The following is a 25,970-nucleotide window of genomic DNA, read 5'->3' as shown; positions in this document are numbered from 1 at the left end:
TGAACCGACAAGAGATCCGATCTATCATGAGCACGGAAGAGAGCCTCGATGGGTTCACACTCCGCAGGACGGAGTCGGGGGACGCAGCGTCGAGGCCGTCGGGACTTGGGCGCCGGCGCGCGAGGGCGTCGGCCGCCGACGCCGTGGAGCACGTCGTCCGGGGCGCTCTGCGTCCCGGCGGGGACCGGGCCATGGCCTGCACCAGCTGATCCAGGCCGTCCTTGGCCACTACTGGCGGTGTACGAGCCGGGAGGAGACGGAGGAGAAGAATGTTCGCCGGTAGCCTGAGGCGCGGGCGCACGACCGTTGGACCAACAGGGCCACCACGCGTACTCCGACCTGACCTCGGTACGCACGACGCTGTACCGGAACGGCACGAGTTCGGCTCGAACACCGACCCCCTCACCGGGAAGGCCACGTTCAAGGTCCCGGCCGGCGCAGCCGAGTACACCCTGACCACCTCGGCCAGCCGCAGCACCAAGGTCCACACCGCCTCGACACGGATCGACGCGAGCTGGACCTTCCACTCGAAGCGGCCGACGGCCGGGGTGACCGAACTCCCGGTTTCCTCGGTCCGTTTCAAGGCCCCCGTCGGCCTGGACAGCCGCGTCCCGGCCGGCAGGACGGTCACCTACCCGGTCACCGTCGAGGGCGCGGCCGCGGGCCGGAACCTCAAGTCCCTGGCGGTGTACGTGTCCTACGACGACGGCAGGACCTGGAAGAAGACCGACGTCAGGAACGGGAGGATCACCGTCAGGAACCCGGCGAAGGGCAAGGGCGTCTCCCTCCGCGCCAAGATCACCGACAAGAAGGGCAACAAGTCGACGATCTCGGTCCACAACGCCTACTACGGCAAGTGAGGCCCGTGGGCCACTGAGCGGGTCGGTCTGCCGGAGGCACGGTCTCCGGCAGACCGACCCTGCCCGGTGCTGTGCGGGAACATCTGCCGGGTGGCGGCCACCGGCCGGGCCGGGCGACCGGACCCGCCGGGCGAACTCCGCGGCTCGTTCCGGTCACCGCATCAGCGGCAGCACGGACCCTCGCCGAAAGACTGGCCGCATAGATCGTCTCACCAGTCGAGGGCGCCGGACTCACTCATCTCCGGGGTCGATCGATCTCTGCCTCACGCAGCCGGGGAAGGACTTCGTGGCCGAACAGCTCGTGGGTCCGGCGTAGCGCCTCCGGCTCGAAGACGCCGTCTTGCAGAACCGCAGCATGGCGGCGGCCACCTGACGGCGATGACGCGGCCGCGACCGCACACCGTGTGCGGCCAGGCGATGTGGGCCCCCACCCTGTGCGGCCCGGCGACGTGGGCCGTCGGCCACGCGTCGGCGCGGGGAACGCGGGTGTCGCCGCAAGCGTCTCGGCGCCCACTCGTACCGCAGGTCCCCGTCGATCGCGGTCATGGCCTCGGCCGCGAAGCGCGGTGCCTTCGCGAGTCCCTGACCGCGGTTCGTGCCGATGCCAGGACCGCTTTGCCCACCAGCCGTTCTCAGTTCGCCGTAGAGCCCGCAGCAGCCGAACGCAGGGTGTCCGAGATGGACTTGACGCCGCCGTGCGCGGTGAGTCCGCCGTCGACCGGGATCTCGGCGCCGGTGATGAAGGAGGACTCGTCGGACAGGAGGAAGACCACGAGCGGGGCGACCTCGTCCACCGTGCCGGTGCGGCCGAGCGGGGTCTCGCGGATGTTCGCCTCGCGGAAGGCGGGCGCGGCGGAAGCGGTCATCTCGGTCTCGATGAAGCCTGGGTGGATCGTGTTGACGCGGATGCCGCGCGGGCCGAGCTCCGTGGCCGCGGTCTTCGACAGGCCGCGCAGTGCCCATTTGCTGGTCGTGTAGGCGACCGGGTAGTGGGCGGTGAGCGCGGCGGTGGAGCCGACGTTGACGATGGACGAGCCGGGCGGCATCAGCGGCGTCAGGTGCTGGATGGCAAGGAGCGGGCCGGTGACGTTGACGGCGTGGACGCGGGCGAGGTCGTCGGGGGTCACGTCGCCGAGGCGGGCGCGCCAGGTGATGCCCGCGTTGTTGACCAGGCCGTGCACCTGGCCGTACGACTCCTTCAGTTCGGCGGCCAGCTGTGCCCAGTGCTCCTCGTCGGTGACGTCGAGGTGGCGGCAGCCGGGGGCCCGAGTCACGTCGGTGGCGATGACGCGGGCGCCTTCGCGGGTCAGGGCCTCGGCCTCGGCGGCACCCTGGCCACGTGCGGCGCCGGTGACGACGACGACCTTGCCGAGGAGTCTGTTGGGGTGCAGGTCGTTCACGGCCGCTCCCGGGTACGGCGGCGGGCTGTCGGCAGCGGCTCCGGATTCCTGCCCGCGACCACGGTGTTGGAGACGGTGCCGATGCCTTCCACGGTGAGGGTGACGGTGTCTCCCGGCTTCAGTGGGGGCGGGGACTGCTCGCCCCGGACGCCCCACAGCTCGGCGAGGCAGCCGCCGTTGCCGCAGGTTCCGGAGCCGAGCACGTCGCCGGGGCGGACGACGGTGCCCCGCGAGGCGTAGGCGACCATCTCCTCGAAGGTCCAGCTCATGTTGGACAGCAGGTCCTCGCCGACGACCTCGCCGTTCACCGAGGCGGTCAGCGCCAGGCGCAGAAAGCCGTCGGTGTCGCGGTACGGCTCCAGCTCGTCGGCGGTGACCAGGTACGGGCCGAGGGTGGCGGCCGTGTCCTTGCCCTTGCACGGGCCGAGGCGGACCTGCATCTCGCGGGACTGCAGGTCGCGGGCCGACCAGTCGTTGAAGACCGTGTAGCCGATGATGTGGTCCCGTGCCTGCTCCGGCGTCAGGTCCCGCCCCTCCCGGCCGATGACGGCGGCGACCTCCAGCTCGAAGTCGAGGACTTCGCTGCCCGGCGGCACCGGGACGTCGTCGTGGGCGCCGATGACGGCGTACGGGTTGGTGAAGTAGAACGTCGGGGCGTCGTACCAGGCTTCGGGCACCCCGCCGACGCCGTCCACGGACCGCCGTACTCCTTCGACGTGTTCCTCGAAGGTGACGAAGTCCCGCACGGTGGGTGGCTCAAGCGGTGGCAGCAGCCGCACCTCGGACACGTGAGGGCCCGGCGGGACGCCGAGCGTGGCGGCCCCGGCGCTCAGGAGCGCGTCGAGTCCGTCGCCGCAGCTGATCAGCTCCGTGAGCGAGCGCGCCCCGGGAACCGGGTGGAGGGTGCCGTCCTCCTCCACGACGGCGACCCGGCGCTGGTGTCGGTGTTCATAGGTGGCGAAACGCATGCACGGCTCCAGGCTCCGGCGGTCTTCGACAGCGGTGGAGACCGGGGACGCGGCAAGGGCGTCAGGGCGGCTGACAGGGCCACCGCGTCCCCGGGGACTGAGGGTTTCCCCGGTCAGACCGGCGGGGCGACGAAGCAGCCGCGGTCGACGTCGTTGAAGGACTCCTTGGCGATCAGTTCGTTCATGGGATTGGCGGTCCCCCACTGGTCGGTGACCTCGGGCTGGGAGAAGTCGTAGACGTGGGGGTGCCAGGTGTCCTCGTCCAGCAGCTCCAGTTCCGTCGTGTACTCGACGGTGTTGCCGTGCGGGTCCAGGAAGTACGTGAACGTGTTGTCACCCGCCATGTGCCGGCCCGGACCCCAGACCTTCTTGAAGCCGGCGCGGATCACGCGGCCGGAGCCGCGCATGTACTCGTCCAGGCCGCGCATCTCGAAGGAGACGTGGTGCAGGGAGGTGTGCGGGCCCTTGGCGATGGCCATGGAGTGATGCTGGTTGCTGATGCGCATGAAGTGCATGACGTCGCCGACGTACGGTGAGCTGAGGGTGTCGGAGTGGCGGAAGCCGAGGTGGGTCTCGTACCACGCACGGGTCCTGTCGAGGTCCGGCGAGTTCAGCACGACGTGCGACAGCTTGACCGGGATGGCCTCCTTCTCCTCGATCTTGCGGTGCTGCCGTGCCTCGACATCGGCGGAGACCTCGATGGTGCGGCCGTCGACGTCGAAGAAGCGGAAGCCGTAGCCGCCTCCGGGTGTATCGATCTTGCCCGGCTGGGAGATCAACTGCACGCCGCCCGCGAGGAGTTGCTCGGCGAGCGTGTCCACGTCCTCGGTGGAGCCGGCGCCGTAGGAGACAAGGTCGAGGCGCTTCTCCTCGGCTTTGCGCAGCCGTACGACGTACTGTTCGGGGCTGCCCTCGGCGGCGAGGAAGGAGATCCCGGAGTCCTCGGCGACCTTGGTCAGGCCCCAGACGCCGGCGTAGAAGTCGAGCTGCTTGTCGTAGTCGGGCACGGCGAGGTCGACGTGCCGCAGATGGGTGAGCAGGCGTGCGCTCATGATGCGGATTTCCTCCTGTGTGGGGGTCAGGTCAGGCGCAGCAGCGTTGTCGCGTTGCCGCCGCGCACGGCGTGGAAGTCGTCGTCGGGCAGGCCTGCGGCGCGCAGTGCGCCGACGGGATCCTCGGTGCCCATGTCGAAGGGGAAGTCGGAGCCGAGCAGCACACGGTCCGCGCCGACCGCGCCGATCAGCGCCCGCAGTACCTGCGGGTCGTGGACCAGGGAGTCGAAGTACAGGCGCTTGAGGTAGCTGCTGGGCAGATGGGCGCAGCCCGCGCCCGCGTCGGAGCGGGCCGACCAGGCGTGGTCGGAGCGGCCGATGTGGGTGGGCAGATAGCCGCCCCCGTGCGCGGCGATGACCTTCAGCTCCGGGTGCCGGTCCAGCACCCCGGAGAAGATCAGGTGCGAGAGCGCGACGGCGTTCTCGGTGGGCTGGCCGACGGTGTTGGACAGGTACCACTGGTCGAGGCGCTCGTCGAGCGTGCAGCCGAAGGGGTGCAGGAAGAGGATCGCGCCCGTCTCCTCGGCCCGGGCCCAGAAGGGTTCGTACGCCGGATCCGACAGCTCCCGGCCCGGCGCGTGCGAGGAGATCTCGACACCCAACAGGCCCAAACCCATGGCGAGTTCAAGCGCCTGCACCGCCGATTCCGGGTGCTGCAGGGGGACGAGGCCCAGACCGTGCAGTCGGCCGGGCGCCTGGGCGCAGTGGGCGGCCGTCGCCTCGCCCGCGAGCCGGTAGAGCTTCTCGGCCGTCTCCTCGTCCGCCCAGTAGTGGTAGTGCGAGGGCGACGGGCTGACCAGCTGGACGTCCACGCCCTGCGCATCCATCGCGGCCAGTCGTACGGCGACGTCCGTCAGTTTCGGAATGCGCTCGGCGACCATGGGGCCGCTGACGGCCAGGGCCGCGGGCCCGTTGCGGCGGGCGTCGAGGGCCTTGGCCTCTGCCAGGCCCGGCAGGCCGGCCACCAGGGCCTCGACCTCGGGTAGGAGGAGGTGCGCGTGCACGTCCACCGTCGGAACGGGGTGCGCGTCCGTGCTCCACGAGGGATCGGGCCGGGGGCGTCTCCCAGCGGTAGCCGGGGGCGGGTGGGCCGTCACGGCAGCTCCTTGAGCACCGGCATGGTGGCCTCCAGCAGCCCGGGCACGTCACCCGGTACGCCGTCGAGCTGCCACTGCCCGATCTGCACGGACGCTTCGACGACCATCCGCACCCGGCCGATCCGCCGCTCGTAGTAGCGCCTGAGCAGGTCCTCGTCCCACGCGGATCCGCTGGTCAGCATCTGGGACAGCACCCAGGCGTCCTCCAGCGCCATCGCCGCACCCTGGGCGATCGTGGGCGGGCAGCAGTGCGCGGCGTCGCCGACGAGGACGACCCGGCCCCGATGCCAGGCCCCCTCGACGAGCATCCGTTCGAGCCAGGTGTAGTTCACCTGCGCCGGGTCGGTGATCGAGTCGCGGATCTCGTCCCAGGCGCCGCCGTAGCCCTCCGAGAGGCGGCGCATCTCCTCCGCGTAGGACTCGGGCGGGATCGCGCCGCGGTCGCGGCTGGGCTCCACCAGATAGGCGTAGATCGTGTCCTTGCCGGTGGGCGTGTAACCGGCGATGTAGCAGGGCCCGCCGTGCGCGAGGTCGCTGCGCTCCACGCCGGCCGGACGGGGTGCCGGGACACGCCAGATGCCCATGCCGGTCGGCTCGGGTTTCGCGTCGATACCGATGGCGGCGCGGGTCGCGGACTGCAGGCCGTCGGCGGCCACGACGAGGTCGTAGCGGCTGTCGGTGCCGTCACTGAGGCGGACGGTCACCGACGTCTCGTCCTGGGTGAGGATCTCGGCGGTGGTGCCGAGCCGGACGTTCGCGCCGGATGCCCGGACGGCGTCGACGAGGATGCGCTGGAGCACCGGGCGCTGCATGCCCAGGGTGGCGGGGAGGTCGTCTCCGCCGGTGCGCAGGACCTCGCCGACGTGCAGCACGGTGCCGTCGGGCGTCGTCAGCCCCAGGGAGTCGTAGCCGAAGCCGTGCTCGCGGACCTCGTCCCAGACGCCGATCTCGCGCAGCACGCGCAGGGCGTTGCCCTGGAGGGTGATGCCGGAGCCGCGTACGTTCCAGTCCTGCTTGACCTCGACGAGGTCGACGTCGATGCCGGCCCGCCGCAGCAGCACGGTCATGACGTTGCCGGAGGTGCCCCCTCCGACGACCAGGACTCTCTTTCCTTCCATGGCCAACTCCTTTGTTGGGAAGGTCACTTGACGGCTACGGGGTTGACGGGGGAGCCGACGGCTCCGGTGATGGGCAGGGGCGCGGCGGTGAGCCAGAACTCGTACACGCCGTCGCGGGCGCAGTCGTCCGCGAGGGTGTCGAGGTCCCACATCTCGCCGATCAGCAGGCCCATGTTGGGGATGACGACCTGGTGCAGCGGCTGGAACGCGCCGTCGAACTCGTTCGGCCGGACCTCGAAGCCCCAGGTGTCGGTGGCGATCGCGGCGATCTCGGTGCGGTGCAGCCAGCCGGCGGCGGTGAAGGACAGACCGGGAGAGTCTCCGCCCGCGTAGTCGCCCCAGCCCTCGCGGCGGGCGCGCGCCAGCCGCCCGGTCCGGACGACGACGATGTCCCCGCGGCCGACGGCCACGCCGTGCGCCTCGGCCGTCGCGGTCAGGTGGTCCTCGGTGATCGCGAAACCGTCCGGCAGTTCTCCCCGTTCGTCGCCGATCACCCGGCCGACGTCGAGGAGGACTCCACGTCCGGCGACGTACGGCGCCATGTGCTCGATGCCGGTGACCAGATCGCCCTCGGAGGTGACGACCTTCTCGGCCGCCCGCCCGTTCCACGCCTTGCCGTGGTCGAAGATGTGCCCGAGCCCGTCCCATTGGGTGGAGCACTGCAACGGCATCGCGATCACGTCGTCCGCGCCGCCGATACCGTGCGGGAAGCCCTGGTTGCCCAGCGCCGCGTCCGTTCCCGTGTCCAGCATGGTGTGGACGGGGTTGGTGCGGCGGCGCCAGCCCTTCTGCGGCCCGTTCATGTCGAACCGCTGCGACAGCGAGAAACTCACGCCCCGCCGCACCAGCGCGGCACCCTCCCGGCGCTTGGCCTCGTCGAGGAAGTTCAGCGTGCCGAGCACGTCGTCCTCGCCCCAACGCCCCCAGTTGGAGTACCGCTTGGCGGCCTCGGAGATCGCGCCTTCGGGGTCGTGGCGGTCCAGGATCATGACGTCTCCTCCGCCACACAGCGGGTGCGCTGCATGCCCAGTCCGGTGATCGACCCCTCCATGACGTCGCCGTCGCGCAGCAGCCGCCCCCAGTGGATGCCGTTGCCGGCCGGGCTGCCGGTCAGCAGCAGGTCACCGGGCAGGAGTCGGGCGGCGTGGGAGGTGTACGACACCAGTCGCGCGATGCCGAAGAGCATGTCCTTGGTGGACTCGTCCTGCATGGTCTCGCCGTTGAGCTTCAGCGTGACCCGCAGGTCGCCGGGGTCGGCGATCGAGGCGGCCGGGACGATCCAGGGGCCGAGCGGGGTGAAGCCGGGGGCGTTCTTGCAGCGCAGCCAGTCAGTGCCGATGGCGGGCATGTCCCGGCGGAAGACGGTGGCGCGGTCGGTGAGGTCGTTGGCGATCGTGTAGCCGGCGACGTACTCCATGGCCTCCTCGACGGACACCCGGTAGGCGGGCTTGGCGATGACGGCCGCCAACTCCAGCTCCCAGTCGGGCTCTTCGGCCCAGGCGGGGAGTACGACGTCGTCGTACGGGCCGGTGATCGCGCAAGGCAGACCGATGAACACGTACGGCAGGTCCTCGGCCGCTCGCCGGTCCATGACCGCGGCGATCTCCGCACGGGCCTCCTCGACGGTGCGGGGGTCGTCGGGGGCGCGGTGCGCTACCTCCAGGTCGATCACGTGCTGCCGGTAGTTGGCGCCGGACTGGAAGACCTGGCGGGGCTCGACCGGCGCGTGCGCCCGCAGGTGCTCCAACGGCCGCCAGTCGGCCGTCTCGTCGGCCGCGAACTCGTGCAGGCGAGGGAGCATCTCGTCCCAGCGGTCGAAGATCCCCCGGGCCGTCAGGGCCGGTTCCCCGAGGGCCGTACGAAGATCCAGCACGCGCCCCCCGGGGATCACAAGACCGGGGAAAGATGCCTGGTCAGGGGCAGAGAGAACGCCTAGGGCGAAGGGTCCGGAGAAGGACGCGGAAGCGGCTGCGGGTTTCACGGGAATGTCCTCCAGATTGCGGTGAGACCAATGTGAGCCCCACCGAGTAATCTGGGAAATCGATTCTTTAGATGATGATCATCCGCGCTGCAAATGTTGCCGCCGCCGGCGGCCTGGCTCTGGAGGCGTCGTGTCCCTCTCCGGCCTCGATCTCAACCTCGTCCTGTCCCTGCGGGCCCTGCTGGAGGAACGCAACGTCACCCGCGCCGGGCAGCGCGTCGGGCTCAGCCAGCCGGCGATGAGCGCGGCCCTGGCCCGCCTGCGCCGCCACTTCGACGACGACCTGCTCGCGCGCGTCGGCAAACAGTACGAACTGACCGCCCTCGGCCGCGCTCTGCTGCACCGCACCTCGACCGCCTGCGACCTGCTGGAACGGGTCTTCAGCAGCAGGGCCGACTTCGCCCCGGGCAGCGAGGAGCACGAGTTCACCCTGCTCACCTCCGACTACGCCCTCACCGTGTTCGGCGCCGAGCTCGCCCGGACCGTGCACGCCGAGGCCCCGGGGGTGCGGCTGCGCTTCCAGCGGACGCCCAGCGACGTCACGGAGGACACGGCACCGCTGCTCAGCACGGCCGACGGGCTTCTGATGCCGCGCGGCGTCATCAGCGGTTTCCCCGCCGTCGACCTGTATACCGACCGCTGGGCCTTCCTGGTGGCCGAGACGAACGACGAGGTCGGCGACCAGCTGACCATGGACGACCTGGCACGGCTGCCGTGGGTCGTCTACCAGCGCGCCTACGATGCCCCGGCCGCCCGGCAGCTGAGCATGCTCGGTGTCGATCCCCGCGTGGAGATCTTCGTCGACAGCTTCCAGGCGCTGCCCTTCCTGGTCGCCGGCACCCGCCGGATCGCCCTGGTACAGCAGCGCCTGGCAGAGTTGCTGAGCGGGGTGGCCGCCGTACGCCTCATGGAACCGCCCTACGCAGCGGTCCCCCTCCAGCAGGCGCTGTGGTGGCACCCGGTGCACACCCACGACGCGGCCCACATCTGGCTGCGCGAGACCGCGGCCCGCGTAGGAGCGGAGCTGGCCGCCTCCCAGCCCGGCGTATCACCACGGCCGCACCGAGATAGCGGGTCTGTGCAGGTGCCTGGCATCCAAGGCCCGGATGATCCACATCTTCGATCTCGATCGGACGGGGGCTAGGCAGGGCCCGGCCGTTGACCCATAGTCGTCTCAACCCGGCGCCGGACCACATCTAGTACCCGCTGCCCGAGCCGCACCCTTGACCTGCCGCCGGGCTCGCACAGGCGCCCGGCGAGCCAGCCCGCCGGGGACGCCCAGCGGCATCGGCACCCCTGTCGCGTGCTGCCACGGACACCGGGTGGCCCGACCGCGACGGCCGCGCCGTTCCATCCCCTCCGACACGCCCCGTGGAGTTCCCGCATGCCTGCACCCGTGCCCCCGCTCCCGTCCCCACCGTCCGAGGCTGTCGCGGACTCCCCGGCCGAGCAGACCGTGTCCGGTCCCGGACATCGGCTTCGCCTCACACTGCTGATGGCCGGCGCCTGTCTGCCCATCCTGGGCGCCGTGCTCATAGCCCCGGTCCTGCCCCAGATGCAGAACCACTTCGCCGAGGTGCCGGGCGTCGACGCCCTCGTCCCCATGGCTCTGACGATCCCCGCCCTGTCGCTGGCCCTGCTGGCCCCCTTCGCCGGCGTCCTCGTCGACCGGCTCGGCCGCAAACGCCTGCTCGTCGTAGCGACCGTGGCGTACGCCGTCCTCGGCACCGCGCCCCTGTGGCTGGACTCCCTCGGCGCCATCGTCGCCAGCCGCGCCCTCGTCGGCGTCACCGAAGCCGCCATCATGACCTGCTGCACCACACTGCTCGGCGACTACTACTCCGGCCGGCAACGCGACCGCTACCTCGCGATGCAGACGATGTGCGCCGCGATCTCCGCGACGGCCTTCTTCGTCCTGGGCGGCGCGGCCGGATCGGCCGGCTGGCGCGCACCGTTCTGGGCCTACGCCGTGAGCCTGCTGCTCGCCCCCGCCATGGCCGCCTTCCTGCCCCGGCCCCGACCCGACGACCACGCCGACGCCCCCTCCCCCACCGTCTCGGAACCGATGGCCAAGCGGCCCTTCCCCTGGCGTCCGCTGGTCGGCACATGCGCGCTGACGGTCTTCGGCGCCGTCCTCTTCTACACCCTCCAGGTGGAGATGGCGTTCCTCCTGGACGACATGGGCGTGACCGAGACCGGCATCATCGGACTGGCCACCGCCATCACCAGTGCCGCGATCGTGATCGGCTCCGTCGTCTTCGCCAAGGCCGACCGCAGCCCGCAAGCCTGGCTGCCCACCGCCTTCGGCCTGTGCGCCCTCGGCTTCGCGGTGGTCTGGCTCGCTCCCAACCCCGTCGTGCTGACCGTCGGTGCCGTCATCAACTGCCTCGGCGGCGGCATCATGCTGCCGAGCCTGCTCACCCTCGCCATGTCCAAGCTCGACTACGCCGACCGTGGCCGCGGCACCGGCCTGTGGACGGGATCCTTCTTCCTCGGCCAGTTCATCTGCCCGCTCGTGGCACTCGCCCTCACCTCCGCCGTCGGCACCCTGGCGGGCGCCATGGGGGTACTCGCCCTCGCCGCAGCCGCCGCCACCGCCGCACTCGGCATCGCCGTCCGCCGCCGGACGGCGGCCGTCCCGGAACCGGTCGAGCAGATGGCGGGCTGACCTGCTACGGCGCCGCTGCGCCGAGAGAACCACACACCGTCGGGTCGGCATCACGGCCGTCCCCGCGATGCCGACCACCACTCGTACCACTCGTCTACGGGAGATTCATGCTGAATCTGATCGCCGCCATCCGCCGCAAGCCGGGCATGACCCACCGTGCCTTCCTGCACTACCTCCACCACGTGCACGGATCCCTGGCCGCCGCGAACCCTCTCCGGATCCGGCGCTACATCCAGAACCACGTCTTCGACGCGTCCTTCGGCAGCGAGGGGGACCCGGCGTACCTGACCGAGTTCGGCCGGGACTCCGTCACCGAGCTGCACTTCGAGGACATGGAGGCGCTGACCGCCACGATGTCCGACCCGTACTCGCGCGAGGTCATCGGTCCCGACGGCGCCCACTTCAACGACCTGCCCAGCGCCCTGGCCCTGCTGACCCGCCCCGCGGTACTCATGGCCCCGCCGGCACCCGACGCGGGCGAAAGCCACGTGAAGGTACTCCATTTCGTCCACACACCCGAAGGACCGGCCCCGGACGACGTCACCGATCGGTGGCAGGCCGCCCACGAAGAGGTGCTCGACGCGGAGGAGGCCCAGGCCAAGGCGCTGCGGGGATACGTGCAACACCGCAACGTGCCGGGGGCCGGGAGGGCGCTGCGCCATTTCGGCGGCGGGGGCGAACCCGCGTACCTGGGAGTCGCTGCCCTGTACTACGACTCCCGGGACGAAGCGCTGACCCACTTCCCCTCGTACGAGCGTTCACTGCGAGAGCGGTCCGCCGAGACCGGCGACTTCTACGACCCGTCCCGCTCGTTCGCCGTCTACAGCCGCGAGGTGACCATCTTCTGAGCCGCCGCGCACTTGTCTATGGGTGCTCCGTCCGCATGTCACGGATCCGTTCGAAGAGGAATTCGTGCTTGAGGAAGGACACGTCGTACTCGTGGCCCGGATAAGGCGGAATCAGCTGGGCGGCCTGGATGAGTCGCCAACCGTCACGCAGCGCCGCCAACCCGGAGTCGTACGGCGGTTCATCACTGTCCCCCGTGGTCGGTGAGTTCTGGTCGGTGCCGTCGTACAACGACCAGCCGACGACCCAGGAGTCGAGGGCGGAGTTCGCCAGATAGAGCACCAGCACCTGCTGCCGGAGTTCGGGGGCGGTGGCCGTACCGGCAGCCGGGGCGGGGTGGGCCGAGTGCGTCGTCATTTCGCTGCCTCCTGCGGGCGGTTGGAGACCCGGGTCACCCAGTAGTCGATGTCGAAGCCGTCGTCACCGGTCAGCTCCCGCCACAACAGGATGCGGTTGTAGCGTTCCAGGCGGCCTGTCGCCGGCTCGTACCAGGGGAACATCTCGTCCAGTTCCCGGATCACCTGCGGATCGTCCAGGTCCGAGGTGTCCCACAGGAGCCGCTGACGAACCGTGGGGTTGAAGCGGATCTTGAGCATGTAGCGGACGATGTCGCTGTCGTTGCGCCTGCCGGCGTGCCAGAGCCCGTGGTGCAGAAACACCACCGTACCGGCCGGGCAGACCAGCCGGTCCTGACCGCGCAGGTTCTGGTAGCGGCCGGTGTCGGACTCGTTGATGCGGCGCAGATGGCTTCCGGGCACGATCAGGGTGCCCCCCATGTCCAGCGTCACCGCCTGCGGGTAGTACATCAGTTGCACGTCGAAGGCGTCCGGCCGGACATCGATGATGGCGTCCCCGTGCACCTCCTGCGCCCGGCCTCCGTCGGGCTCGCGGACGTGCACGTAGTGGTGGTCCACCGTCGGGTTCGGACCCACGAGGCTGTGCAGTGCCCCCGACACCTTCGGAAGCTCCAGCAGTCTGCGGAGGAACGAATCCTCCGCATACGCCTCGGACGCCGGCGTCCCGTACGGCACCGGCGGCACCCCGTCCGCCAGTACCCTGAGGCCCTCGTCGTTCATCTCCGCCGGGACCACCGCGTCCAGGCGGAGCACCCCCCGCGCCACGAAGCGCGCCATCTGGACCGAACTGAGCAGTTCCTGCTTGTTCTCCATGACCCTTACGCTAGGCACGGCCGTCCCGCGGCGGGTGGGCCGCGTTCACCCTCTACTGGTCGAATCTCACCATGGTTCCCCACTCCGAAGGGGTGCATGTGTCGATGCGCACGGTCCTCGCCCATCTCGACAAGCCTCCCGCGGTCGCCGCCGTCGGTGTCGGCGTGCACGGGCCGGCAGGGCACGTGGACGAGTTCCTCCTGCCGGACCTGTGGCAGTTCCACCTCTACCGCTATGAGGCCGATCTCACCGTGAACGGCACCCCCCACACGATCCGTCCCGGCAGGGTCAGCCTCATTCCGCCCGGCACCGAGGTGCGTTACCACTACCGGGGCCGCTCCGAGCACGTCTATGTGCATCTGCGTCTGGATGCGGCCGGCAGATCCCTGTGTGTCCCGCTGATCCAGGACACCGGGCCCGAACTCAGCCTGCTGTCCGGACAGTTGCAGGAGGCGCTGGCAGCCTGGCCGCACACTCCGGCGCGGGCGGCGGCCGAGGTGTGGGCCGCCCTGTGGCGGGTCGCCCAGCTCGCACCGCCGAGATCGGGGGGCCCGCAGACCGCCCACCCCGCGGTCGCGGCCGCTGTGGCGCTCATCGAGGCCCGGTTGGCGGAACCGCTGACGGTACCCGAGATCGCGAAGGCGGCGGGCGTCTCGCACAACCATCTGACCCGGCTGTTCCGCGCCGCCACCGGGGAGACGGTCGTCGGTTACCTCCGCGCCCGGCGCATGGAGCGGGCGCGGCACTTCCTGCGCGCCACCACGCTGTCCATCCCCGCTGTCGCCTCCTCCGTCGGCATTCCCGACCTCCAGGCGTTCAACAAGGCCTGTCGCCGCCAACTCGGGGCCTCCCCGCGAAGCATCCGCGCCGCTCAGACCGTCGTACAGGACACCCGGAGCCCGGATACGCCAGGGCCGGCGACCGTGCGCGCCCCGCAGCGGGGAAGCTCGGAAACATGAATTGCTCCGGTCGGGAAACTTTCGATCGGACGGTCGTTTCTCTCATCCGAGCCTTCCGGCTCGACGCGAGACACGTGACGGGTGCCGCAGGAGTGCCGTACCGGAGCTCTCGCGGGTGGTGAGTACCGGCGCGAGCAGGGTGACCTCGTCGGTCGTCCGCCCGTCGAGGCGGGACCTCACCAACTCCAGGGCCCGCCTGCCGAGGTCTTTCGCCGGCCCGGTCACCGCGGTCAGCCGGGGTGAGTGCCGCTCGGCCAGTTCCTCCGGGCACAGCGCCACCACCGACACCTCCTCGGGCACGGCCCGGCCGAAGTTCCGCAGCAAGGACAGCAGCGGGCCGATGGCCTTCTCGTTCTGTACGACGAAGCCCGTGGTGGCGGGCCGGTCGGCGAGGACCCCGGCAAGTACCCCGGCGGTGGACTCGTAGGTGCCCTTGCACGGGCGGTGCAGCACGCGCAGTCCCCGCTCCGCCGCCGCCTGCCGGAAACCGGTCAGGGTGCGCTCCGCGTACCCGGCGTGCCTCGCGTACACAGCCGGGGCGTAGCCGATGAGGGCGACCTCGCGGTGCCCCAGATCCGCCAGATGCTCCACGCACAGCGCGCCGGCCCGGACGAAGTCATGGTCCACGCAGGCCAGTCCGTGCGAGTCCGCGGGCAGGCCGATCAGCGCGGCCGGGATCCCCGTCTCCCGCAGTACCGCGATACGCGGATCATCCAGCTGGACGTCCATCAGGATGACGCCGTCGGCCAGCCCGCTGCGGGCCACGCGGCGCACGCCGTCGGGTCCCTCGTCGTTGGTCAGGAGCAGGACGTCGTAACCATGCCGCTGTGCCGTTACGGTGGCCGATATGGCGATCTCCATCATGATCGGCACATAGACGTCGGTGTGCAGCGGCACCACCAGCCCGATGATGTGGGAGCGTCGGCCCGCCAGCGCCCGGGCACCCGCGTGGGGGTGGTAACCGAGCCGTTCGATCGCTTCCTCCACCCTGGCCCGGGTGGGCCCGGAGATCGCCCGTTTGCCGCTGAGGACGTAGCTCACCGTACTGGGGGAGACGCCCGCGGCCGCGGCCACCTGGGCCAGTGTCACCATGCCTGGCGGTGCCCTTCTGCTTCACATTGCCTGCGTGACCGGTCGCTGTGCGGTGGCGGTGCCGTCCGGCCGGTCAGCCCTTGATGGCGCCGGTGAGCATGCCGGCCCTGAAGTGCTTCTGCAGGAACGGATAGACGACGACGATGGGCACCAAGGTCAGTACGACCACGGCCATCTGGAGCGACTGCGGGGCGGTCTGGGTCTGCAACGAGCCGAAGCCGCCGTTGGACGCGCCGGGGATGGTCATGCCGTTGTTGACGTACTGCAGCAGCACGTACTGAAGCGGCCACTTGCTGCTCTCGGTGGGCATGTAGAGCATGACGTTGAAGAAGGCGTTCCAGTAGCCGACCGCGTAGAACAGGGTGATGACGGCGGTGACCGCGCGGGAGGTGGGGAGTACCACCGACCACAGGATGCGCCAGTCGCCGGCGCCGTCGATGCGTGCCGCGTCGATCAGGTCGGAGGCGGTGCTCGAATAGAACGCGCGAAGCACCAGGATGTTGAAGACGGACACGGCGCCGGGCAGGATCAGCGCCCAGTACCTGCCGTACCCGCCGAGGCCGGTGACCACGAGATAGGTGGGGATCAGTCCGCCGCTCACGAACATGGTGATGATCAGCAGCAGCAGGATGGGGCGGTGGCCGAACGAGCGTGAGCGGGAGAGCCCGTAGGCGCAGAGCACGGAGACCACCATGGAGACGGCGGTGCCGACGACGGTGATGGCCAGGCTGACCAGGATGGAGCGGGCGACCGGGCCGTCGGTGAGGATCTGCCGGTAGGCGTCCACGGTGAGGCCGTCCGGCCACAGGACCATGCCTCCGGCGCGGTTGATGGCGCCGGGGGTGGACAGGCTCGTGAGGACGACGATCCACAGCGGCACCATGACGGAGGCCACCACCAGGACCAGTACGCCGCCTTTGAGGCCCTGCCCGAGCGCGGTGGGCTTGTCCTCCCAGACGGGACGGCGCCGGTTGCGGCCGGACCGCCGGGCGCCGGGGGACCGCGGTGCGCGACTGTGTGTGCGGGTGAGCGTCAGGGTCATTTTCGGTACAGTCCATCCTCGCCGAAGGCGTGTGCGAGCTTGTTGGCGCCCCAGATCAGCAGGAGCGAGATCACGCTCTTGAACAGTCCGGCGGCGGTGCCGTAGCCGTAGTTGCCGGCGGTGATGCCGTAGAAGTAGGCGAAGGTGTCCAGAACGTCGGCGGCTTCGGGACCGACGGCGTCGCGCTGGATCAGGAACTGCTCGAAGCCGACCGAGAGGGTGTTGCCCAGGCGCAGCACCAGCATCAGCACGATGACGCCGCGCATGCCGGGCAGGGTGATGTGCCACATCCGGCGCCAGCGTCCGGCGCCGTCGACGGCCGAGGCCTCGTAGAGGTTCGGGTCGATGGCCGCGAGCGCGGCGAGGAAGACGATGATGCTCCAGCCCGCCTCCTTCCACACCGTCTGGCCGGTGACCAGCAGCGCGAAGGTGTCCGGGTTGGTCATGATGTCCCAGGGGCCCAGGTCGTGCCGGGCCAGGAAGTGGTTGAGCGCGCCGGCGCCGCCGAGCATCTGCTGGAAGATGGCGATGACCAGCACCCAGGAGAAGAAGTGCGGCAGGTAGACCACGGACTGGATGAAGTTGCGCAGCCGTTCGCTGAGCACCGAGTTGAGCAGCAGTGCCAGCGCGATGGGCACCGGAAAGAACAGGATCAGCTGGACGAAGCTGAGCCAGAGGGTGTTGCGCAGTGAGGCCCAGAACGCCGGGTCCTGGAACAGCAGTCGGAACTGGTCGAACCCGGCCCACTGGCTGTTCAGGACGCCGTCCAGCGGGTCGTAGTGCTCGAAGGCGGTGATCAGCCCGAACAGCGGGACGTAACTGAAGACGAGCAGCAGTGCGACCGCGGGCAGGGCCATGAGGAGCAGCGATCTGTCGCGGCGCAACCGGATCCGCCAGTTCATCGGCACGGCCGGTGTGGTTCCCGGGCGTGCGGGCTCCGGCGCGGTGGCGGCGCGGGAGTCGTCGGCGTTGTCTTCGGGTTCTTCTGTGTCGTTCGCCTTGGTGGAAAAGGCGCCGGCCATGGTTCCTCCTTGCCGCGGAGCGGGCGGTGCAGCAGGGCCCGCCCCGCGCGCCATCGTCTGCTACTGGCCGGTTCCCTGCTTGTCGAGCACCTCGGTCTGGTACCAGTTCCTCAAGCGGTCGCCGCCACTGGACTTCCAGGCGGCGACGGCGTCCTGGAAGTGGGAGACCTTCTTCTTGCCGAACTTGACCTGGTTGATGGCGTCCTCGACGGACTGGCCGGCGGCCACGGCGGACAGGTTCTGCGGCAGTGTGATGTTCATGCCGTAGAACAGCGGCTTGTAGACGTGCCGGACGGTCCGCGCGCACCAGGCCGTGTAGTCCTTGGTGACCTGGTCGGCTCCGAGGTTGCTGACCGAGGAGGACGGCGTGGCGAGGAAGCGGTAGGTCGTCGGCTGGGCGGACTTCTTGCCTTCCTCGGTGTAGACGGGCGCACCGTTCTTCCGGGTGTGATGGGTGCCTTCGACGCCGTAGGTGACCAGGCTGTGCTCGGCCGAACCGTACGGCGCGGCGAGGAAGTCGGCGACGGCCAGCAGTTCCTCGATCTGTTCCGCGCCGAGCTTTGCGTTGAGGTAGCTGAGCATGCTGGTGGCCGCGCCCAGGAACATCTGTGGCTTTGACTTGCCGTCGGCGGCGATGACGTCGAACGCCCCGCGCCGGTAGCCGTCGTTCGCGGCCGTGCCGTTCTGGTGGTCGGTGAGTTCCCACGCGCCCATGCCGGCGCCCTGGATCAGGACCTTGCCGGAGTAGAAGCGGCCGTTGCCGTCGCTGTTGTTGCCGGCCAGGGCGTCGGGGTGCATGAACCCGGCCTTGGCGAGCCTGTAATGCCAGTCCAGCGCCTCCAGTATCTGGGGCATCTCGTACTTGTGGACGAGTTTGCCGTCCACGACCTTCCAGCCCGGAGGAAGGTCCCACGAGGGGGACAGATACGTCCACAGGTCGTCGAAGGCCCAGACTCCCGCCTTGGCACTGGTCAGTTCCTTGCCGAGGTTCCACAGGTCGTCGGCGGACCTGACCTGGCCGGCGGTGATGCCCTTGCTCTCGAGGATGTCCGCTCGGTAGAAGACCGCGCCGGCCAGCGGCATGCCACTGGTGAACGACGGGATGCCGTAGATCTTGTCCTCCCAGGCGCCCGCCTGCCAGGCGAGTGTGGGGATGGCGGCCAGGTTGGGGTACTTCTTGATCTTGTCTCCGGCCAGGTACGGCGTGAGGTCGGCGAGCTGGGTGCCGGCCAGCTTGCCCAGGTTGAAGTTGTTGTTCCACCAGCTCGGCAACTGGATCCAGTCCGGCAGCTTCCTCGACGCGGTCATGGTGGGCACGATGGTCGCGTAGTCGTTGCCGTTGGCCGGCTTCACGGTGACGGTCGCGCCGAGCGCCTTGTTCACCGCCTGGTAGTACGAGTTGCCGGGTGTCGGCAAGGTCCCCCACATCGGGGTGATCGCCGTGTATCTGCCGCCCTTGCCCGGCACGCCGGACACCGACTTGGCAGGGTCGGCCGGGTAGGTCAGGTAGCCGGGGTCGGTGAAGGCGCCCGCCGCCCCCCTGACGGAGGGAATGTCGGGCTTGACCGAGGTGCGCGGCTGGTAGGCGGGCAGCGCGGCGGCCAGGCCGGCCCTGGTGTTGGTCCCGCCCTTGGAGCCGGAACCGTCGCCGCAGGCGGTCAGCAAGGGGGACATGGTGGCGGCCCCCGCGACGGCGAGGACGCCGTTCATGAAGGCTCTGCGGTTCACTGGATTGCTCATGGTGGGCGACCCTTCGCCTGGGGGATCCGTGACGAGCGTCGTGCAAGAACGTGCGGTGCACGGGAGAGAGCGCGAGCTGCTCGGCCCGCTGTCGGGACGCCGGAGGACCGCGTCCCGTTCGAAGCAGTCGAAGCGCTTCAACGTTTCCGGGAGATTAAGGGCGGCCGCGAAAGATGCACAAGCCCCCGGCAACGAAAGCGAAAGCGCGAACAGGCCAAATTTTCCAAGAAACTTTCTCTTGACGCTCCTGTGAACCCGTGCCAGCGTCGAAGGGCTTCACCACCGCTGCAACCTGCTTCCCGGCTCAGACAGGATCGCCACTCCTGGACCATCGTCCAGGCCGACGTGGCGGAAGCCCTCGAAGGCGTACACGAGCTGACCGTCGTCCTCGCCGGAGAGCAGCGCCTTGCCGCGCCGACGTTCATCCCCTGAGACCGGCGACGTGCCCGCTCCGATCGGACGGCGCGGCGCACGCCGCCCACCAACGCCCGGAGCCGCACTGCCGAACACAACCCTGGGACTTGCCCAAGGCGAACCCCCACTGCCCGCCCCATCGACCTGTCAAGGACGGCCTGACGCCATGGAGACGCATTCCTCCACCACCGCGGCCACTCCGGTGATCCCCGGTTTCCACCCCGATCCGAGTATCTGCCGCGTGGGTGAGGACTACTACCTCGTGTGCTCCAGCTTCGAGTACTTCCCCGGCATCCCGGTCTTTCACAGCCGCGACCTGGTGAACTGGACCCAGATCGGCAACGCCCTCGACCGGCCCGGCCAGCTGGACCTGCCCGTCGACACTCCTTCCTCGGGCGGCATCTACGCACCCACCCTGCGCCACCACGACGGCCGGTTCTGGCTCGCCGTCTTCAACGTCGCCCCCGGCGGCGGCACTCTGCTGTTCACCACCACCGACCCGGCCGGCCCCTGGTCCGACCCGGTGCGCGTGCCCGGCGTCACGGGCATCGACCCGGACCTCGCCTGGGACGAGGACGGCACCTGCTGGTGCACCTTCGCCGGGATCGCGCAGCTCCGCATCGACCCGCGCACCGGCGAGACCTTCGGCACGCCGCACCCCGTCTGGTCGGGCACCCCCGGCACCACCGCACCCGAGGGACCCCACCTGTACCGGATCGGTGACTACTGGTACCTGATGATTTCCGAGGGTGGCACCGAGCGCGGCCACAGTGTCTCCATCGCCCGTGGCCCCTCCCCCGCCGGCCCCTTCGAGCCCTGCCCGGCCAACCCGGTCCTTACCCATCGCAGTACCGACCGGCCGGTGCAGAACACCGGCCACGCCGATCTGGTGCAGGCGGCCGACGGGTCCTGGTGGATGGTGCTGCTCGGCGTGCGACCGCGGGGCGGCACCCCCGGCTGGCACGTCCTGGGGCGGGAGACCTTCCTGGCCCCGGTGACCTGGGAGGGCGGCTGGCCCGTGGTCGGCGAGGTCGGGGGCGAGCTCGCCCGGTCGCCCGCGCTCGAGGTACCGGCACCCGCTGCCGGCGGGCGTGACGACTTCGAGCCGGGCGGGCTCGCGCCGTACTGGATCTCGTTGCGCGACCGCCCGGCCGAGTTCGTCACCACGAAGGACCGTGACAGCTGGCTGACCCTGCGCGCCCGGGGCAGCTCCCTGGACGAGCCCGACGTGATCTTCGTCGGCCGCCGCCAGCAGCATCTCGCCTTCCAGGCCCGGTCCCTGGTCGATCCGTCCGAAGGCCATGGTGGCCTCACCGTCCGCCTCGACGAACGGCACCACTACAGCGTCGAGGCCGGTCCCGACGGCCGGATCACGGTGATCGCCCGGATCGGTTCGCTGCGCAGCGTCGCCGCCGAACTCACCCTTCCCGTGCAGCCGTTGGTGTTGACGGTGCGCACCGGTCCGGCTCCCGAGCCGCACGACTCGCGCACCGGACCCGACTCCCTGCTCTTCGGCATCGAGACCGCCGACGGCACCGCCACCGAGCTGGCCTCACTGGACGGCCGCTATCTCTCCACCGAAGTGGCGGGCGGCTTCACCGGCCGCGTGGTCGGTCTGTACGCCGCTTCCGGAACTGTCCACGCCGACTGGTTCGAGTACCTGCCGATCTCCGGCTGAGGCGAGTGGCGTCACGGTGCTGCCGCCGTACCGCACTGGGTACGCCCCGCCGCGAAGAATCCGCTCCCCGTGGTCCCAGGCCTGCAACTGATCCCCCACACACAGTCCCCCGCCGTGGCACGCCACCGGCCGACCGCGGCGGGTCCCCCACACCCGCACGTCCGAAGGGAAACCACGTTGCACATCAGACAACGCACTATCCCGCAAGGAGAGCAGAAGCGTCCCCCACAGGGCCGCCGGCTCCGCCGCACCCTCGGGCTGCTGCTCGGGCTGGCCGCCGTCCTCCAACTCGCCTGGGGCGCGGGCGCGTTCGCCGCGCCCAAACCTCCGGCGAAGAACGACCGTATGGCGGTGGTCGCCGACATGCAGCCCAGCTGGAACCTGGGCAACACCCTGGACGCCATCCCCGACGAGACCTCCTGGGGCAACCCACCCGTCACGAAAGCCCTGTTCGACGCCGTCAAGGCGAAGGGCTTCCGCAGCGTGCGCATCCCGGTCAGCTGGAGCAGTCACCAGTCCGCCGAAGCGCCGTACACCATCGACCCGGCCTTCATGCAACGGGTCAAGCAGATCGTGGACTGGGCCATCGCCGACGGCCTGTACGTGGTCCTCAACGTCCACCACGACTCCTGGCAGTGGATCGCGGACATGCCCGCCCAGCACGACACGGTCCTGGCGCGGTGGAAGGCCACCTGGAACCAGATAGCCACCACGTTCAAGGACGAACCGCGCCTGCTGCTCTTCGAGAGCGTCAACGAGCCGGCGTTCAACAACGCCACCGACGCGCAGAAGACCCAGTTGCTCCATGAGTTGAACACCTCGTTCCACCAGCTCGTACGCGGCACCGGCGGTGGCAACGGCACCCGCCTGCTGATGCTGCCCACGCTCGGTACCACTCCGAGCAAGCCGCTGATGGACGACCTGGTCACGACCATGTCCTCGCTGAACGACAACAACCTGGTGGCCACCGTCCACTACTACGGCTTCTGGCCGTTCAGTGCGAACATCGCCGGCTACACCACCTTCGAGGACACCTCGAAGAAGGACATGGACACCGCCTTCGGGCTGATGCGTGACGTCTTCGTCGCCAAGGGCATCCCCGTGTACCTCGGCGAGTACGGCCTGCTGAGCTACCCCGACTACACCAAGCCCTACACCAACGTCCAGCCGGGTGAGGCGCTGAAGTACTTCGAGCGCCTCGGCCACGACGCGCGCGTCAACGGCGTCACCACGGCCCTGTGGGACGCGGGGTCCTTCATCAACCGCAACACCCTCCAGTGGCGGTACCCCACCCTGATGAACCAGATCACCTCCAGCTGGACCACCCGGTCCGGAACCGCCTCCTCCAACCAGGTCTTCGTCCCCGCGTCCGGCACCATCACCGACCGGACGCTCACCCTCGACCGCAACGGCACCTCCTTCCGCGGGCTGTGGCAGGGCCGCTCCCCGCTCGTCGCGGGCCGCGACTACACCGTGTCCGGCGACCGGCTCACGCTGACCGCGAGCGCGCTCACCCGCCTGGCCGGTGACCGGGCCTACGGCGTCAAGGCGACGTTGGAGGCCAGGTTCTCGGCAGGTGTCCCCTGGCAGATCGACATCATCTCCAGTGACGTCCCCGTGTTGTCGAACGCGAGCGGCACGACCACCGGCTCCCTCACCATCCCCACCCGGTACCGCGGAGACGCGCTCGCCACGATGGAGGCCAGGTACGCGGACGGCAGTAATGCCGGCAGCGCCGACTGGACGCCGTACCAGGAGTACGGCAGGGCCTTCGTGCCGGACCACTCGGCGGGCACCCTGGCGCTGACGTCCGACTTCCTGTCCGCGCTCAAGGACGGCCAGCAGGCGACCCTCACCTTCCACTTCTGGAGCGGCGCGAAGGTCACCTACCACGTCACCCGTAACGGCACCGCTGTCACCGGCTCCGCATCCTGAGCCGGCCCGCCGCGGCCTGCAGCGAAGGCCGCGGCGGGCCCCCGTGTGAAGGGAGAGCACGTTGCACGAGAGACAGGGCGCCGCCCGACGCCGACATCACGACCCTTCCGCACGCGGTCGCCCACTGGGGCGGATCGTCGGGCTGTTCCTCGGCCTGGCCGCGGTACTCCCGCTCGCCTGGGGCGGAACCGCGGCCGCCGCACCCGAGCGGGACGCGTCCCCGTCCGACCGCATGGCGGTGGTCGCCGACATGCAGCCCAGCTGGAACCTGGGCAACACCCTGGATGCCATCCCCGACGAGACATCCTGGGGCAACCCGCCCGTCACGAAAGCCCTGTTCGACGCCGTCAAGGCGAAGGGCTTCCGCAGTGTCCGCATCCCCGTCACGTGGAACGGTCACCAGTCGGCCACCGCCCCCTACACCATCGACCCGGCCTTCATGCAGCGGGTCAAGCAGATCGTGGACTGGGCCATCGCCGACGGTCTGTACGTCGTCCTCAACGTCCACCACGACTCCTGGCAGTGGATCGACGACCTGCCCACCGACCACGACACGGTCAGGGACCGGTTCGACGCCACCTGGCGGCAGATCACCTCCACGTTCCGGGACGAGTCTCGCAAACTGCTCTTCGAAAGCGTCAACGAGCCGTTCTTCGAAGACATCACCGACGCCGAGAAGACCAGGCTGCTCCACGAGCTGAACACCACGTTCCACCGGATCGTGCGCTCCAGCGGCGGCGGCAACACGGATCGTCTGCTGGTGCTGCCCACGCTCGGCACCACTCCGAGCAAGCCGCTGATGGACGACCTGGCCGCGACGATGGCCTCACTCAACGATGACAACCTGGTGGCCACCGTCCACTACTACGGCTTCTGGCCGTTCAGTGTGAACGTCGCCGGCTACACCACCTTCGAGGACACCTCGAAGAAGGACATGGACACCGCCTTCGGCCTGATGCACGACACCTTCGTCGCCAAGGGCATCCCCGTCTACCTCGGCGAGTACGGTCTGTTCGGCTTCCCGCCCGTCGACTCCGACCCCTATGTGGTCGAGCGGGGCGAGGCGCTCAAGTACTTCGAACGCCTCGGCCACACCGCCCGCCTCAACGGCGTCACGACCGCGCTGTGGGACCCGTACCAGTACATCAACCGTAAGACTCTGCGGTGGCGCGATCCCGAGCTGATCGACTGGATCATGTCCAGCTACACCACCCGATCCGGAACCGCCTCCTCCGACCAGGTGTACGTGCCCGCCTCCGGCACCCTCACCGACCGGACGCTGACCCTCGACCTCAACGGCACCACCTTCCGGGGTCTGTGGCAGGGCGGCCGCCCGCTCGTCCGGGGCCGCGACTACACCCTGTCCGGCGACCGGCTCAGGCTGACCGCGCAGGCGCTGACGCGCCTCGCCGGGGACCGGGCCCACGGTGTCCGGGCCACAGTGGAGGCCAGGTTCTCCAAGGGCCGTCCCTGGAGGATCGACATCATCTCCAGCGAGGTCCCGGTGTTCTCCGCCGCGACCGGAACCACCACCGGTTCGCTCACCGTCCCCACCCGGTTCCGGGGCGACCAGCTCGCGACGATGTCGTCGCAGTACGCCGACGGCACCCCGGCCGGCCCGATCAGCTGGAGCACCTTCCAGATGTTCGGACCACAGTTCGAGCCCGACTACACGGCCGGCACCCTCACGCTCACCTCCGACTACCTGTCCGCGCTCAAGGACGGCGAGACGGCGACCCTCACCTTCCACTTCTGGAGCGGCGCGAAGGTCACCTACCACGTCACGCGTAACGGCTCCGAGGTCACCGGGGCCGCATCCTGATCCACCCACCGCCCCCCGGTGCGGAGCCGCTCTCAAGGCTCCGCACCGGTTCCTCGCACACGTCGCCCATCCGGCCGAGGCTGCCCTGGCTGAATTCACCGGGCGGAGCGGATCCTCACGCCGCGACCTGCGAAAATGCGAGTTGTTCGAGTGACTCCTTCGAGCAATCAAGTCGGTATGATACGTGTATGGCTCATGTCTCAGCGGCCGAGCGCCGCCCTCAGTTGATCAAAGCAGCCATCGAACTCATGGCGAGAGAGGGAGTCGCTGCCGGAAGTACCCGTGCGATCGCCGCCGAGCTCGGCGTCGCGCAGGCCACGGTGCACTACACGTTCGGCACGAAGGAGGACCTGTACCGTGCCGTCATCCAGCACCTGACCCAGGAGATGGAGAGCCAGGTGCGGCAGGCCGCACCGGTCGACGCCGGCTTCGAGGAAACCGTGGGAGTGCTTGCCTCCGCCTTGTGGCGCACGGTGCGTGACCAGTCGAAGAGCTATCAACTGCTCACCGAACTCACCATGTTCGCGCTCCGGTCGCCCCACCTCCGAGAGGCTCTCGAAACGCACAACCTCGGTGTCCTCAGCGTGACATCGGAGCTGGTGACAGACGCCGCCGAGCGCGCCGGCCGGCAGCTCGCACAGCCGGCGAGCACGGTCGCGCGGTTCTTCCTCGCCGGATTCGACGGACTCGTGCTGCAGCACCTGACGCACCCCGACGACGAGGCGGAACTGTCCTGTCTGCAGGCCTTGATCTCCTCCACGCTGGCCCTCGCCAGCGGTCGCGTGGAGATGGTCGCCGTACCTCGTGATCTCATCGAAGGAGCTCTGTCGAGCGGTTGATCCGCTTCGGCGGGTCGCTGGGCCGCGTGAAGTGTCACGGCGGGTGCACATGAGTGCGTGTTCGGATCGCGTGGCCGCCTCGACATGGTCAGGGTCATCACCGCGGTCGTCGGCTGCTGTGTGGTGGAGACGAGGCCGGGCTCAAGTCGGACATCGTGAAACCGGCAGCGCAACATCACGCGGCTGACCGAGGCCGTCCACCGATTGCTCAGCACTCACGCCCGCTCGTCCGGCCCCAACGAGCGGCATCGTCGCCGTCCGTATGGAC

The 25,970-nt window shown here is 69.6% G+C and carries 21 protein-coding genes and 1 pseudogene; 9 read left to right on the top strand and 13 right to left on the bottom strand.

Annotated elements, in window-relative coordinates:
* Positions 1 to 333: 333 nt before the first annotated feature.
* Positions 334 to 860: pseudogene (locus C1703_RS36415) on the top strand (peptidase S8); the annotation flags it as partial.
* A gap of 632 nt (positions 861 to 1,492) precedes the next feature.
* On the opposite strand, the gene C1703_RS36410 reads toward C1703_RS36415, so the two are convergent.
* From C1703_RS36410 to C1703_RS36380, 7 genes are all read right to left on the bottom strand, one after another.
* On the bottom strand, positions 1,493 to 2,260 hold the full coding sequence (locus C1703_RS36410) for an SDR family oxidoreductase (RefSeq protein ID WP_114256835.1): 768 nt from the start codon (positions 2,258 to 2,260) through the stop codon (positions 1,493 to 1,495).
* On the bottom strand, positions 2,257 to 3,228 hold the full coding sequence (locus tag C1703_RS36405; RefSeq protein ID WP_114256834.1) for a fumarylacetoacetate hydrolase family protein: 972 nt from the start codon (positions 3,226 to 3,228) through the stop codon (positions 2,257 to 2,259). The genes C1703_RS36410 and C1703_RS36405 overlap by 4 nt, the downstream gene beginning before the upstream one ends.
* Positions 3,229 to 3,341: 113 nt before the next feature.
* Entirely contained in the window at positions 3,342 to 4,280 is a 939-nt protein-coding gene (locus C1703_RS36400; RefSeq protein WP_114256833.1) for a VOC family protein, read from the bottom strand.
* Between the two features lie 26 nt (positions 4,281 to 4,306).
* Positions 4,307 to 5,290 carry an amidohydrolase family protein gene (locus C1703_RS36395; RefSeq protein WP_114256832.1) on the bottom strand — a complete coding sequence of 328 codons (984 nt, stop codon included), beginning with the start codon at positions 5,288 to 5,290 and terminating at the stop codon, positions 4,307 to 4,309.
* An 83-nt stretch (positions 5,291 to 5,373) separates the two neighbouring features.
* Positions 5,374 to 6,495, bottom strand: coding sequence for an FAD-dependent oxidoreductase (locus C1703_RS36390; protein WP_114256831.1), 1,122 nt, complete (start codon positions 6,493 to 6,495; stop codon positions 5,374 to 5,376).
* Positions 6,496 to 6,518: 23 nt separating this feature from the next.
* Entirely contained in the window at positions 6,519 to 7,484 is a 966-nt protein-coding gene (locus C1703_RS36385; RefSeq protein WP_114256830.1) for a cyclase family protein, read from the bottom strand.
* Complete coding sequence (locus C1703_RS36380; RefSeq protein ID WP_198678368.1) at positions 7,481 to 8,476, bottom strand: fumarylacetoacetate hydrolase family protein; 996 nt, start codon at positions 8,474 to 8,476, stop codon at positions 7,481 to 7,483. Before C1703_RS36380 ends, C1703_RS36385 begins: the two co-directional genes overlap by 4 nt.
* A 130-nt stretch (positions 8,477 to 8,606) precedes the next feature.
* Here C1703_RS36380 and C1703_RS36375 point away from each other — a divergent pair, with 130 nt between their 5' ends.
* The 3 genes from C1703_RS36375 to C1703_RS36365 all read left to right on the top strand — a co-directional run bounded on the left by C1703_RS36375 (position 8,607) and on the right by C1703_RS36365 (position 11,992).
* Complete coding sequence (locus tag C1703_RS36375) at positions 8,607 to 9,620, top strand: LysR family transcriptional regulator (protein ID WP_232840692.1); 1,014 nt, start codon at positions 8,607 to 8,609, stop codon at positions 9,618 to 9,620.
* A 240-nt stretch (positions 9,621 to 9,860) separates the two neighbouring features.
* Positions 9,861 to 11,144, top strand: a complete 1,284-nt coding sequence (locus tag C1703_RS36370; RefSeq protein WP_114256828.1) for an MFS transporter — start codon at positions 9,861 to 9,863, stop codon at positions 11,142 to 11,144.
* Positions 11,145 to 11,251: 107 nt separating this feature from the next.
* Positions 11,252 to 11,992 (top strand): EthD domain-containing protein, encoded by a 741-nt coding sequence (locus C1703_RS36365; protein ID WP_114256827.1) that lies wholly within the window; start codon positions 11,252 to 11,254, stop codon positions 11,990 to 11,992.
* Positions 11,993 to 12,008: 16 nt separating this feature from the next.
* On the opposite strand, the gene C1703_RS36360 is transcribed toward C1703_RS36365, so the two are convergent.
* Positions 12,009 to 12,347: a hypothetical protein gene (locus C1703_RS36360; RefSeq protein WP_114256826.1), complete on the bottom strand. Its 339-nt coding sequence runs from the start codon at positions 12,345 to 12,347 to the stop codon at positions 12,009 to 12,011.
* Positions 12,344 to 13,159, bottom strand: coding sequence for a phytanoyl-CoA dioxygenase family protein (locus tag C1703_RS36355; protein ID WP_198678367.1), 816 nt, complete (start codon positions 13,157 to 13,159; stop codon positions 12,344 to 12,346). The genes C1703_RS36360 and C1703_RS36355 overlap by 4 nt, the downstream gene beginning before the upstream one ends.
* 71 nt (positions 13,160 to 13,230) lie before the next feature.
* On the opposite strand from C1703_RS36355, the gene C1703_RS36350 reads away from it, so the two are divergent.
* Positions 13,231 to 14,118 carry an AraC family transcriptional regulator gene (locus tag C1703_RS36350; protein WP_232840691.1) on the top strand — a complete coding sequence of 296 codons (888 nt, stop codon included), beginning with the start codon at positions 13,231 to 13,233 and terminating at the stop codon, positions 14,116 to 14,118.
* A gap of 42 nt (positions 14,119 to 14,160) precedes the next feature.
* Here the strand turns inward: C1703_RS36350 and C1703_RS36345 are convergent, their stop codons facing one another.
* From C1703_RS36345 to C1703_RS36330, 4 genes are all read right to left on the bottom strand, one after another.
* Entirely contained in the window at positions 14,161 to 15,210 is a 1,050-nt protein-coding gene (locus C1703_RS36345) for a LacI family DNA-binding transcriptional regulator (protein WP_114256824.1), read from the bottom strand.
* Between the two features lie 73 nt (positions 15,211 to 15,283).
* The gene (locus C1703_RS36340) at positions 15,284 to 16,252 is read right to left on the bottom strand and encodes a carbohydrate ABC transporter permease (protein ID WP_114256823.1); all 969 of its coding nucleotides are present in this window, start codon (positions 16,250 to 16,252) and stop codon (positions 15,284 to 15,286) included.
* Entirely contained in the window at positions 16,249 to 17,154 is a 906-nt protein-coding gene (locus tag C1703_RS36335; protein ID WP_114257766.1) for an ABC transporter permease subunit, read from the bottom strand. Before C1703_RS36335 ends, C1703_RS36340 begins: the two co-directional genes overlap by 4 nt.
* Positions 17,155 to 17,334: 180 nt before the next feature.
* Positions 17,335 to 19,014, bottom strand: coding sequence for an extracellular solute-binding protein (locus tag C1703_RS36330; protein ID WP_114256822.1), 1,680 nt, complete (start codon positions 19,012 to 19,014; stop codon positions 17,335 to 17,337).
* 580 nt (positions 19,015 to 19,594) lie between these two features.
* On the opposite strand from C1703_RS36330, the gene C1703_RS36325 reads away from it, so the two are divergent.
* From C1703_RS36325 to C1703_RS36310, 4 genes are all read left to right on the top strand, one after another.
* Positions 19,595 to 21,106, top strand: coding sequence for a glycoside hydrolase family 43 protein (locus C1703_RS36325; RefSeq protein ID WP_114256821.1), 1,512 nt, complete (start codon positions 19,595 to 19,597; stop codon positions 21,104 to 21,106).
* A gap of 198 nt (positions 21,107 to 21,304) precedes the next feature.
* A complete protein-coding gene (locus C1703_RS36320) occupies positions 21,305 to 23,041 on the top strand; it encodes a cellulase family glycosylhydrolase (protein WP_232840810.1) in 1,737 nt (578 codons plus the stop codon).
* Positions 23,042 to 23,102: 61 nt separating this feature from the next.
* Positions 23,103 to 24,863 (top strand): cellulase family glycosylhydrolase, encoded by a 1,761-nt coding sequence (locus C1703_RS36315; protein WP_198678365.1) that lies wholly within the window; start codon positions 23,103 to 23,105, stop codon positions 24,861 to 24,863.
* Between the two features lie 188 nt (positions 24,864 to 25,051).
* Entirely contained in the window at positions 25,052 to 25,702 is a 651-nt protein-coding gene (locus C1703_RS36310; RefSeq protein WP_114256819.1) for a TetR/AcrR family transcriptional regulator, read from the top strand.
* The last annotated feature ends 268 nt before the right edge of the window (positions 25,703 to 25,970 follow it).

The sequence above is a fragment of the Streptomyces sp. Go-475 genome, assembly GCF_003330845.1.
Lineage (GTDB): Bacteria > Actinomycetota > Actinomycetes > Streptomycetales > Streptomycetaceae > Streptomyces.
The sequence above is the reverse complement of the archived record's forward strand: the minus strand, read 5'-3'. Positions and strand labels throughout refer to the sequence as shown.

Coding starts and splice junctions, on each gene's coding strand:
- C1703_RS36405 (WP_114256834.1), bottom strand. CDS start 3,228: ATGCGTTTCGCCACCTATGAACACCGACACCAGCGCCGGGTCGCCGTC.
- C1703_RS36400 (WP_114256833.1), bottom strand. CDS start 4,280: ATGAGCGCACGCCTGCTCACCCATCTGCGGCACGTCGACCTCGCCGTG.
- C1703_RS36390 (WP_114256831.1), bottom strand. CDS start 6,495: ATGGAAGGAAAGAGAGTCCTGGTCGTCGGAGGGGGCACCTCCGGCAAC.
- C1703_RS36385 (WP_114256830.1), bottom strand. CDS start 7,484: ATGATCCTGGACCGCCACGACCCCGAAGGCGCGATCTCCGAGGCCGCC.
- C1703_RS36370 (WP_114256828.1), top strand. CDS start 9,861: ATGCCTGCACCCGTGCCCCCGCTCCCGTCCCCACCGTCCGAGGCTGTC.
- C1703_RS36365 (WP_114256827.1), top strand. CDS start 11,252: ATGCTGAATCTGATCGCCGCCATCCGCCGCAAGCCGGGCATGACCCAC.
- C1703_RS36360 (WP_114256826.1), bottom strand. CDS start 12,347: ATGACGACGCACTCGGCCCACCCCGCCCCGGCTGCCGGTACGGCCACC.
- C1703_RS36355 (WP_198678367.1), bottom strand. CDS start 13,159: ATGGAGAACAAGCAGGAACTGCTCAGTTCGGTCCAGATGGCGCGCTTC.
- C1703_RS36350 (WP_232840691.1), top strand. CDS start 13,231: ATGGTTCCCCACTCCGAAGGGGTGCATGTGTCGATGCGCACGGTCCTC.
- C1703_RS36345 (WP_114256824.1), bottom strand. CDS start 15,210: ATGGTGACACTGGCCCAGGTGGCCGCGGCCGCGGGCGTCTCCCCCAGT.
- C1703_RS36340 (WP_114256823.1), bottom strand. CDS start 16,252: ATGACCCTGACGCTCACCCGCACACACAGTCGCGCACCGCGGTCCCCC.
- C1703_RS36335 (WP_114257766.1), bottom strand. CDS start 17,154: ATGAACTGGCGGATCCGGTTGCGCCGCGACAGATCGCTGCTCCTCATG.
- C1703_RS36330 (WP_114256822.1), bottom strand. CDS start 19,014: ATGAGCAATCCAGTGAACCGCAGAGCCTTCATGAACGGCGTCCTCGCC.
- C1703_RS36325 (WP_114256821.1), top strand. CDS start 19,595: ATGGAGACGCATTCCTCCACCACCGCGGCCACTCCGGTGATCCCCGGT.
- C1703_RS36310 (WP_114256819.1), top strand. CDS start 25,052: ATGGCTCATGTCTCAGCGGCCGAGCGCCGCCCTCAGTTGATCAAAGCA.